Annotated in this window: 10 protein-coding genes; 1 reads left to right on the top strand and 9 read right to left on the bottom strand. The window is 48.0% G+C overall.

Annotation, left to right across the window (positions count from 1 at the left end):
- Positions 1 to 112 precede the first annotated feature (112 nt).
- Positions 113 to 430 (top strand): cupin domain-containing protein, encoded by a 318-nt coding sequence (locus tag Q0K92_RS01155; RefSeq protein ID WP_297323963.1) that lies wholly within the window; start codon positions 113 to 115, stop codon positions 428 to 430.
- Between the two features lie 142 nt (positions 431 to 572).
- Here the strand turns inward: Q0K92_RS01155 and rpmE are convergent, their stop codons facing one another.
- From rpmE to Q0K92_RS01200, 9 genes are all read right to left on the bottom strand, one after another.
- Positions 573 to 785, bottom strand: coding sequence for a 50S ribosomal protein L31 (gene rpmE, locus Q0K92_RS01160; protein ID WP_297323964.1), 213 nt, complete (start codon positions 783 to 785; stop codon positions 573 to 575).
- Between the two features lie 97 nt (positions 786 to 882).
- Positions 883 to 2,142, bottom strand: coding sequence for a transcription termination factor Rho (gene rho, locus Q0K92_RS01165; RefSeq protein ID WP_297323965.1), 1,260 nt, complete (start codon positions 2,140 to 2,142; stop codon positions 883 to 885).
- A 144-nt stretch (positions 2,143 to 2,286) separates the two neighbouring features.
- The gene (gene trxA, locus Q0K92_RS01170; RefSeq protein ID WP_297323966.1) at positions 2,287 to 2,613 is read right to left on the bottom strand and encodes a thioredoxin TrxA; all 327 of its coding nucleotides are present in this window, start codon (positions 2,611 to 2,613) and stop codon (positions 2,287 to 2,289) included.
- A gap of 233 nt (positions 2,614 to 2,846) precedes the next feature.
- Positions 2,847 to 3,923, bottom strand: coding sequence for an ABC transporter ATP-binding protein (locus Q0K92_RS01175; protein WP_297323967.1), 1,077 nt, complete (start codon positions 3,921 to 3,923; stop codon positions 2,847 to 2,849).
- Between the two features lie 4 nt (positions 3,924 to 3,927).
- A complete protein-coding gene (locus Q0K92_RS01180; protein WP_297324036.1) occupies positions 3,928 to 5,529 on the bottom strand; it encodes an iron ABC transporter permease in 1,602 nt (533 codons plus the stop codon).
- Between the two features lie 99 nt (positions 5,530 to 5,628).
- Positions 5,629 to 6,642, bottom strand: a complete 1,014-nt coding sequence (locus Q0K92_RS01185; protein WP_297323968.1) for a Fe(3+) ABC transporter substrate-binding protein — start codon at positions 6,640 to 6,642, stop codon at positions 5,629 to 5,631.
- A gap of 115 nt (positions 6,643 to 6,757) precedes the next feature.
- On the bottom strand, positions 6,758 to 7,495 hold the full coding sequence (locus tag Q0K92_RS01190; protein WP_297323969.1) for a DUF3750 domain-containing protein: 738 nt from the start codon (positions 7,493 to 7,495) through the stop codon (positions 6,758 to 6,760).
- A 113-nt stretch (positions 7,496 to 7,608) separates the two neighbouring features.
- Positions 7,609 to 9,162 (bottom strand): GTPase, encoded by a 1,554-nt coding sequence (locus Q0K92_RS01195; RefSeq protein WP_297323970.1) that lies wholly within the window; start codon positions 9,160 to 9,162, stop codon positions 7,609 to 7,611.
- Positions 9,159 to 10,391 (bottom strand): DUF697 domain-containing protein, encoded by a 1,233-nt coding sequence (locus Q0K92_RS01200; RefSeq protein ID WP_297323971.1) that lies wholly within the window; start codon positions 10,389 to 10,391, stop codon positions 9,159 to 9,161. The genes Q0K92_RS01195 and Q0K92_RS01200 overlap by 4 nt, the downstream gene beginning before the upstream one ends.
- Positions 10,392 to 11,022: the final 631 nt, after the last annotated feature.

Consider the following 11,022-nt stretch of genomic DNA (forward strand, 5'->3'; position numbering starts at 1 on the left):
ATCTATCGCACGGTTATTGAGAAAAATGGCTCTGCCAAGAACGGCTACTTAACAAAAATTTTAACTTACAATACGCTAAAAATATTCAGTCAATTCGGAGAGACGATATAAAATGAAACTACACAATATCTTTTCAAATATCCCTCATCACTTAGATAAAGAACTATTTCAGTGTCTGCTCAAACACGATACGGTAGCCATCGAAAGAATTATCTCAAAAGGCCATAGATCCGCTGAATCCGATTGGTACGATCAAGAAAAAAATGAGTGGGTTATGATATTAAAAGGAAAAGCCGTATTGTCCTTTGAAGATCAATCGTCAATACAGCTCAACGAAGGAGATTTTATTAATATCCCCTCTCATAAAAAACACAGAGTTGCATGGACGGATCCGGATAACGAAACAATTTGGCTTGCTGTGCATTACTGATGAGAATTACTCCGATTGAAATTAATCATCAGAATAACCCATATCATTCAAGCTCACCCAAGTAACGCAATCATTGCAACCAACAACACCTACTTACATTTACTTGCAGATAGTTGAGGAAACTAACGTTTACCAGCCAATGCTATTTAGCTGCTGGCTTACCGTATTTTTGGCGGAATTTCTCGACTCTACCCGCAGTATCTACAATTTTCTGTTTACCGGTATAAAATGGGTGACAAAGTGAACATACTTCAATATTCAACGCTTTTTTCATGGTAGAGCGTGTTTTAAAAACGTTGCCACAACTGCAAGTTACAGTTATTTCCTGGTAGTCTGGATGAATGTCTACTTTCATTGCCAATATCCTCAATTATTCCATCCCCAAGGGGGACATTAAAAAGCGATGTATTATCCTTTAATGCGCGTATCGGTGCAACTATGAAAAACTACGCTTAAACTCGTCTCATCGAATCAAAAAAATCAGAATTACTCTTAGTTGCCTTGATCTTATCCAGCAAAAACGCCATAGCGTCCATATCATCCATGGGATGCAGCAATTTACGCAATACCCAGATTTTTTGCAGCACATCTGGAGGAATTAATAATTCTTCCCGACGTGTGCCCGATCGATTGACATTAATCGCCGGATAAATACGTTTCTCAGCCATTTTCCGGTCAAGATGGATTTCCATATTGCCGGTGCCCTTGAATTCTTCATAAATCACATCATCCATACGCGACCCCGTATCAATCAACGCAGTCGCAATAATGGTCAACGATCCGCCTTCCTCGATATTACGCGCAGCACCGAAAAAACGTTTAGGACGTTGCAACGCGCTGGCGTCCACACCACCGGTCAGAACCTTGCCCGAAGCAGGCACCACCGTATTATAAGCGCGCGCCAGTCGCGTAATTGAATCGAGCAATATGACGACATCCTTCTTATGCTCTACCAAGCGCTTGGCTTTCTCAATGACCATATCGGCTACTTGCACATGCCGCATGGCCGACTCATCAAACGTGGAAGAAATCACTTCCCCTCTGACCGAACGAATCATCTCCGTTACCTCTTCAGGACGCTCGTCAATTAACAGCACCATCAGGATCACATCCGGATAATTAGCTGCAATGGCATGTGCAATGTGTTGCAACATAACGGTTTTACCGGATTTTGGACTGGCAACCAGCAAACCACGTTGACCTTTGCCGATGGGAGCGATCAAATCGATAATACGGCTGGTGATATTTTCTTCCGCCTTAATGTCACGCTCAAGCACCAATCGCTCGTCAGGAAATAATGGCGTTAGATTCTCAAACAGAATCTTTTGCTTGGAATTTTCCGGAGGCTCGTTATTAACTTTATCAACTTTTACCAGTGCAAAATAACGTTCACCATCTTTCGGAGGACGAATTTCACCGTCTATCGAATCCCCTGTGTGCAAATTAAAACGCCTGATCTGGCTTGGCGAAATATAAATATCATCCGGTCCGGCCAGATACGATGTATCCGGAGAACGTAAAAAGCCAAAGCCATCCTGCAGCACTTCCAGCGTTCCATGCCCATAAATATTCTCGCCCTTACGCGCCTGATTCTTGAGCAATGCAAAAATCAAATCCTGCTTTCGCATTCGATTGGCGCCGTCAATTTCGTTCTCGACGGCCATTTTTACTAATTCAGTGACATGTAAGTTTTTGAGATCAGATAAGCGCATGAAGAGGCTCGTGAAAAAATAATACTTAAGTGAAAGATAATGATGCTGGAAGGAAAGTTGTTACAGATGGGATAGTTAAAATAGATATGTGGTCTTTACAATTTTCATATGACCCACAAATTCATATTCGTAAGACTAGCGGGTTTAAATATGGCTGTCAATAAATGCTGTTAATTGTGATTTCGATAATGCCCCCACTTTGGTCGCTTCGATATTACCATTCTTAAATAACATTAATGTCGGAATACCACGAATACCATATTTCGGTGGTGTAATCTGATTCTCATCAATATTCAGTTTAGCCACCTTCAGGCGCCCGCCATACTCGCTTGCAATCTCATCAAGTATCGGCGCTATCATTTTACACGGACCGCACCACTCCGCCCAGTAATCAACGAGCACGGGAATTGTAGATTGCAACACTTCTGCTTCAAAATTGGCGTCAGTAACGTAATGGATATGCTGGCTCATATAATCCTCATTCAAATTATTCAGTTTTCAGTTTTAAGATTGTAACCCCAACGTTATTTCTGAGATTAATTAACGGGGGTATTTATTGGGAATAAAGTTTAATAGAAAGGTATAAATACTACTGACTTGATATGCTATAGAAAAAAGCACTAAAAGGGAAGTATGTCCCGACAACAAAGTATCATGAAACAACTGACCAATCAAAATTGACAGCGCATCGCCACCTAAAACAATCACGAAATCGCTTGGCTGAATGCCACAACATGATCAACTTCAAGCCTGATGCCTATTTTCTCACCGATCGTATGATTATGGTGACTGGGCACGAGTGACAGCACTTGCGCTCCGCTGGCAAGATGCAGTGTATATAAAATCTCCGCACCACGAAATGCCTTGTGAACAACGGTCGCGCGCAAAGGACTGGTATCATCATGCACAATATCATCGGGACGCAATAACACATCCACCCGACAGCCTTTGCCGCATTGATCATAATCTGGCGCGCATTGCTGCGAAATCTTACCTCTTAACACACCCAATTCGATTTCAATCTGTTGATCGTCAATCATTTGCCCGGGAAGAAACACGCCCTGACCGATAAAGTCTGCAACAAAACGATTAGCCGGGCAATGATAAAGATTAAAAGCAGTATCCCATTGCTGAACCTCACCCTGATGCATGACACCGATCTCATCGGCAACAGCAAATGCCTCAGCCTGATCATGCGTCACCAGAATAGCGGTAGTTCCCTGATCTTTCAGAATCTCACGCACCTCCATACTTAAACGCTCACGCAAACTGACATCCAGATTGGAAAAAGGCTCATCCAACAACAACAACTCCGGTTTCGGTGCCAGCGCGCGCGCAAGTGCCACACGTTGCTGTTGACCACCTGACAATTCATGCGGATACTTTCCGGACACCTCAGACAAATGCACCACATGCAGCAATTCATCGACGCGCCGTTCGCGCTCCGTTCTGGCCAGTCGATGCAAGCCAAAACCGATATTGGCAGCGACATCAAGGTGCGGAAATAGCGCGTAGTCCTGAAAAACCATACCCACCTGCCGTTGCTCCGGTGGCACAAAGAAATTTGCGCTACTCACACACACGCCATTGAGCAAGATTTCTCCTGCCGACACCGACTCAAAACCGGCGATACACCGTAATGCGGTTGTCTTACCGCAACCACTCGGCCCCAGCAAACAACCAATCTGCCCTTGCTGCAATTGCAGAGATAAATCACGAATAACGACTTGCTCACCATAAGCTTGCCGGACATTGTTAAGTTGCAATAACACTGGATTCATTAATTTATTTCTCAGTTTGGCGCATGAACAATATGATCGGTATCAAACCGGCCAACACAAGCGTCACGGCAGGCAAGGCTGCCTGTTCCCATTGCCCTTCCGAAGTCATTTCAAAAATCCGCACAGCCAGCGTATCCCAGCCAAAAGGACGTGTCATCAATGTAATGGGCATTTCCTTCATGACATCAACAAACACTAAGGTTGCCGCAGTAAAAATACCCGGTTTCAGTATCGGAATATGCACTTTCCGGATCATCGCCCAACCATGCAACCCCAAACTCATCGCCGCTTCATCAATGCTGTGGGTAATGCGTTGCATCGCACCGTCAATGGGATAATGACTGACCGCCATAAAGCGTATCAAATAGGCGATCAGCATGATCATCAGCGTGCCTTGAATCAGTTGACCCGTTTCAATCCGGAACCAATGCAGGATTAACTCACTGAGTTGCCCATCCAGCCAGGCAAGCGGCACATACACGCCAATCGCCAGCACCGTGCCGGGCAATGCATAGCCAATGGTTGCCGTACGCACTGCGGTGCGCGTGGCAGGGCCGGGATAACGCCGCGCCGCATAAACCATGGCAATCACAACCAGACAGGTCAACACAGCGGCCAAGCCGGACAACGATAGCGAATGCCACAGAAATTCCAGGTAACGCGCGACATCATAATCTTGTGCAAACGATTGTAGCGCCCAGACACTTAATTGCGTAACCGGCAGCAGAAATGCAAAAAACAATACACTGAGAACAAAACCGGTAACCAGCCAATTATGCCAGCCTGTCAGTTGGATGCGTTGTGCTCTTGCGCTTCTTTTATTTTCAGCATAGCGCATACGCGCCCTGAATTGTTGCTCCACAACAATTACCACAAAAACAATCATAATCAGCAAGGAAGCAAGCTGGGAAGCCGCATGCAGGGAAAACATGCTGAACCACGCTTTGTAAATAGCCGTCGTAAACGTATTGTAGTTAAACACCGCCACCGTGCCGAAATCCGCCAGCGTTTCCATCAGCACCAGCATGATACCCCCGGCTATCCAGGGACGTGCCATGGGCAGCACCACCTTGAAGAAGCCTTGCCGGCGGTTTAAACCCAGCGATTGCGCCACTTCCAACGAGCGTTTACCCTGACTCAGAAAGGCATTGCGCGCCAGCAAATACACATAGGGATAAAAAGCCAACGTCATGACAATAATGACGCCTATCCTACCTCGTATATCCGGAAACCAGGATAAATCGGAATCCAACCACGCACGCAATGCAGTCTGTAGTGGACCGGTGAAATCAAACAAGCCCAATGCGACAAAGGCCGTCACATAGGCGGGCATCGCCAGCGGCAATAACAACGCCCAGGAAAAAAAGCGGCGCCCGGGGAACTCATACACAGCCGTAAACCAGGCCAGACTGATGCCCAAGAACGCGGTACCCGTGATAACGCCCAACGCAAGCCAGAACGTATTGACCAACAAAAGCGGCAGCGTAGTTTCAGCCAGATGTTGCCAAATATCACTGGCAGGCGCAAAAAATGATGAAACGATCACACCAACAGGTGCTAATACCAATGCAGCCGCTATAAAAGGAACCAGACGCCACATGGTCATGACATGATATGGATTTAACCGGTCGGACACATTTGCTACGGGAGTTTTATTTTCCACCACGCCGCGCGCTGCATTGTTCTGTGCACTCACCCCGCCTTATTACCGGTAACCTGCGCGATCCATCAATTTCACAGCAGTCGTCTGTAATTCACCGGCCTTAACCAGATTCATCGGGTTTTGCTTAAAGCCGCCCCACGATGCGACAAATGGATCCGCTGCAATTTTGGGATTTACCGGATATTCCATATTCACATCTGCAAATAGATTCTGCGCTTTATCGGATGATAAGAATTCCAGTAACTTAATGGCGGCTTGCCCATTACGGCCATGACGCGTGACACCGGCACCTGAAATATTCACATGCACGCCACCGTCATTCTGATTTGGCCAGAAAACCGCCAACGGTAAATTTGGATCCTTCTTCATTAGCCGACCGTAGTAATAGGTATTCACCAAGGTCACATCACATTTGCCGGCAGCGACAAATTCCAGCGCTCTGGTATCATCCGACAATGGATCGGTTGCCAGATTCGCTACCCAGCCTTTAACGATCCTTTCCGTCTCAGCTTGACCATGTTCGGCAATCATCATGGCCACCAGCGATTGGTTATACACTTTCTTTGAAGTACGCAAACATAAACGATTACGCCACTTGGGATCGGCCAGATTCTCATACGTCGAAAGTTCTTCTGGTTTTACTTTTTTAGTGTTATAGATCAATGTACGTGCGCGTATCGACAAACCAAACCATGCATTTTCAGGATCCCGTAAATGTGCTGGAATATTGCTCTGAAGCACATCGGATTGCACAGGTTTCAGCAATCCCGCTTGCGCCGCTGCCCAGAGGTTCCCGGCATCTGCGGTTATCAACATATCAGCCGGTGTATTTTTCCCTTCTGCTTCCAATCGGGCCAGCAATGCGCCTTCATTGTCAGTGGTATATTTGACTTTGATTCCGGTTTCCTTGGTGAAGGCATCAAACATGGGCTTGATGAGCTGTTCAATTCGCGCCGAATAAACGACCACTTCTTCAGCATGTAACGAATGGGTAGCGAACAAAGAAGAAAAGCAGAAAACCGTCACAAAAAAATAATTTAAGTTAAATCGAAGCATTACAAAATTCCAGGAAGAAAGTTCAAGAATTGGATTGATTACTGATGGCTACTATATTATGGATAAGAATAATTATCAATTAAATGATCACAGTCATTTTTCAATCACTCAGCGGTCATGAATCCAAATTTTTACGTCCTATTAACGGCAACTTGATCGCCGGCGGATCCAGATCAACGCCAAAAGAAAGTCCGAGAAAGTTGAACTCAATTCCTTCCACCGCGCTGACCAATACCCCCATCAAACCAAACACTGAAATCTGGAAACCGCTGCCACTCGGTGCTTGTGAAACCAACCGATACCCCAGATAATCCTTGCCGATCGCTGTTGGCGGCAAATCCAGCTGAAGCTCCGGAACAGCCCGTGACACCCAGGCAGTAAACGTATTGGAATTCGGTCCCGGCCAGATCGTGTAATCCTTTGCATACGGATAGCTCTTTGCCGCTTGATCAATTTTCTCAATCAATGCGTCCACACCGTCACCCCGCTTCTCCAGCAGTATCTCCGGAACATTGCCATACCAGCGCCTGTCAGGCACGTTTTCATAAATCACTAACACCGGCATTTTCCTGCGCTGCAGCCATCCGATCACTTCATAGATGGTATAGGACTGCGCTCTGGATGGTTTCACCGCGATCCACGTATGAATTCCCAAATAGCCGCGCCAGCTATAAGCGCGCGCACCATATACTTGAACAATCGCTTCCGGCGTTGTCGCAGGATCCGGCGCCAATCCAACCGGCTCACGGCTTGCATTCCACCAGTATTGTGCCTGCGCCTGGCCCGGAATAGCCGCCAGTACTATGAAACTCAGCAAAAGCAATAGGGAAAATGCCGACAAGAAACGACTCACTGATCTACTCAAGGGGTAATCGGTTAAAACAGAATTGCGCACTATTCTATTCAAGAAAGTTGATCTCGACATATGAAAAATCCGGTATGTGTTGTTACCTTGCCGTCGCATCGCTATCGCTCGGCGCGTTTGCCCAGTATTTCCGGCAAATTCCGCAAGAACCGCCCGGCACCCGCCATCTGGCGGCGCAGCATCACCCAGTCTTCGGCGCGCTTCCTTGCGTCCAGACAGCGCATCAGACGCACTCTGAGCGCTTCTTCCTGATGGTCTAGTATGGCCGCCCACAGGGTATCATCCACATTATAAACTTTGCCATCCAGCAGGCAGACAGGAATGACCCGCTCTACCGGCACCGCAAGATCAGCAGCGATAGCCCGTACCGCGGCGTTGATGTTGGCCGCCTTACTATTCAGCCGATCAGTCAAATCATAGGGAGGTTGCCATTCATTAACCGGGCGCAATCGATCAATATGACTGGCCACGACCAGCAAAGGTGGCGGATGGCGATCCATTCTTGCCGCCTGGGACGCGCGCAAGGCATCCAAACAATCGCGCTCGATCTGCCGATCAGGGCGATTGACCGGGCTAACCCATAAAATCAAATCGGCATTCACAGCCGCTGCCAGCATTTGTTGGTTATCAAACAACGGACTATCACACCCGGGGCTGTCAAATATCAATGCCTGGGTTAATCCTTCGCGTGACAAAGCAAATGGCTTGAGCGCCTGAGTTGTGTCAGGCAGCACATCGGTGCTCGTCGCAAGCTCTCCAAACAAGGCATTGATCAAGCTGGATTTGCCCGCATTGGATCGTCCAAGGATGAGGATACGCAACGGCTCCACAACCGCCCTTTCTGTTTCCGCAACTTGGTTCAGATCCGCCCTGGATAGCGGTGTTGGCGATGCCGTCGGCTCTTCATCACCTAATGGCAAACGACCGCTATACAGATCAATGGCGTAATAACCCACCTTGCACACATACGCGCGCAAAAACCAACGATGCAATTCATTCCTGGCCTCATCAAAACTGCGCGCGCGCAAATGCCGCCACGCCTCGCCAAGCAGCGCATTGACGGGATTGAAAATGATACTGCCCGCCCGATAGATATTGACTATTTGCTCTGCCTTGGCCTTCCAGCGTTGTATGCGGAACAGATCGCCGATGGTCAGGCGATTGCTGAACGGTATTTTTTCAGCGACATCCTGGCGCAAATCACGGCTCGCGCGTTCGATAATCAGCAACGTATGCGGCACAGTCAGTTCGAGCAGCGGTTTCTCTACATCCGGGTGATAACAATGCGCAACGGTTTCCAGCGCTTTCTGTCCCAGTTCCAGCATCCATGTCCCGTCCTCGAGTGGCCAATCCTCCGGACTGCATGTTGCCGCCAATGCTTCAACTTTCTGCCACACCACATCCGCGCTCGGCGGCCAATCCGGATTGGGTTCGGTGGCCGCATCCGCTAACAAGCGACGCTCACGCCGCACCAGCCACTGCTGCAAGCCATACCCCATAACACCACATAGCACCATGGCGATCAGCCAAACCTGTAGATTTCCACTCTGCCACAGCCATAGCACACCAAAACCCAGCAATGCCAGTATAGGCAGCAGCATCAGCATGAAAACCAATAATCGCAGCGGATCAAAACGTGGCAGCGGTGTTTTCATTCGGGTTTACCCTGCAAACGATCTTTGAGTATGGACGCACCGCGTTCCAATTCCTCTGCATAAATCCGGCGCAGCGCTTCAGGATCGACATTCAAACCATCCTTGCGCCGGGCAAAGAAGTAGATCGCCGCCTTACCCAATGCATACGTAGTCGCACCACTGGAACTGGCGCCCCATACCGCTCCGACCGTCTGTCCCCAGAAAGGAATCACTTTAACCACAGCACGGCTCAGCAAACGGGCAAGATACCCGGATGCAATTCCCGCTCCCGCTAGTCCGAGAAATTCTGTCATGGTGCTTTTATCCCAATGCTGTCCGTATAGCAGCGCCAAGCTATGCAGCAGCTTCGCCTGAACCGCCGATACCGCGACCAGATCCACCACCGGTAAAGCGCCCAATCCTGCCGCTACGAGCGCATACCCCGCGATATGCTGGTGCGCGGTACGCGCATACAGATCGTGCACTTCTTTATCGCCACTGAGCTGGTGCTGCAAACCCAACGGCAATAGTAATTCAATCGCCTGCCACAAGGCTTCCAAGCCATAATTCGGCGGTTCAAGCCCATCCTCAGGCAATGTCAAATCCACCGCCACCCAGCGTACCGGTGCAGCACCGGGCAGTTGTTTCAAGGCACTGCGTTGTGCCAACAAAGCGCGGCGCAAATCAACCGGAACCGTTTCCGGCAATGGATCACTATCATAAGACCACGGATGCACATGCCCGCATTCACCCGGATAAAGTTCATGCAAACCGGTTTGCACGATCAATACAGGCCATTCGGGATGACGCCCGCGGATGGTATGCAGCACGTCAAATACCGCAGTCTGGTTGATATCAGACACCTTCATCACAGCAACCAGCAAATGCGCCTGAGACTCGCAGTAGTGAATATCGTCATCAGGATCATACGAAACTTCGCCCAGCCCCCGCGTATCCAGAAACCTGATAACCGGCACCTCAGCAGGAAAATCATAAAAACGGGAACTGCGCGTACACGGCTGAAAACCATTACCAATTTCGGCCGCTTCGCTACCGGTCAGCGCTCGGATAATCGATGTCTTGCCAGCCTGCGTCTTGCCCAGCAACCATAATACTGGCACCGGCATCTTGATACGCGCTTCGTGCAAAGATGCCTCCAGCAGTGCCTTATCGACTGTTGGTTCCAGCAACGCAATCCGGAGTTGCTCCCAGTAGTCCGTCCAGTTTTTCAGATCGCTTAGTTTCATCATCCTGTTGATTCATCAATGATCTTGCAAAATTCCTCTCAAGATTCTTCCAGCATAAATAAATTATCTGACCCATTATATTTTCACTTTACATCCGCCTCAGCAAACTGGTTGAGCTCACTTGAAACTCGATTGGGTATTTTAGCTTGTATGCTATTAAAAGAAATCAACATCCGTCGTATCACAGAATTAAAATTCACAATTCAATTACCTATCGTTCGTTCCATAAGGTATCACCGGTTAATTTGTGCCATTAGCCGACCGTTTGAAAACGTTTTAGGCAGTCGATACCAGGCAAAAACAGGCGAGAAAGCGCAATTTATGCGTAATACATGAGCATTCCGAGCCTGTTTTAACACCGTAGCGGCAACGCAGGCCGGTTAGGAATCAGAGTCCCTTCACACTTCACTCAACCTAGGATTATTCAACACATGAAAGTAAGAATATATTCCAATTGAATGTCAGTATTTTTGACCATGAGCTAGAGATTTGGTATTTTATTAGCCATATTGCCGAAAAGGTCGATTGTTTTTTTGGCTTACCAATGCAATAAGCACATAAAATCTAACGGAAATCAAACCCCGTTAGAAATCTAGGCACAGCAAAATCGAGTCAGCCGAGTCAGAAGTGGCGA

Origin of the sequence: Nitrosomonas sp. (assembly GCF_024282095.1) — a bacterium.
Taxonomy (GTDB): domain Bacteria; phylum Pseudomonadota; class Gammaproteobacteria; order Burkholderiales; family Nitrosomonadaceae; genus Nitrosomonas.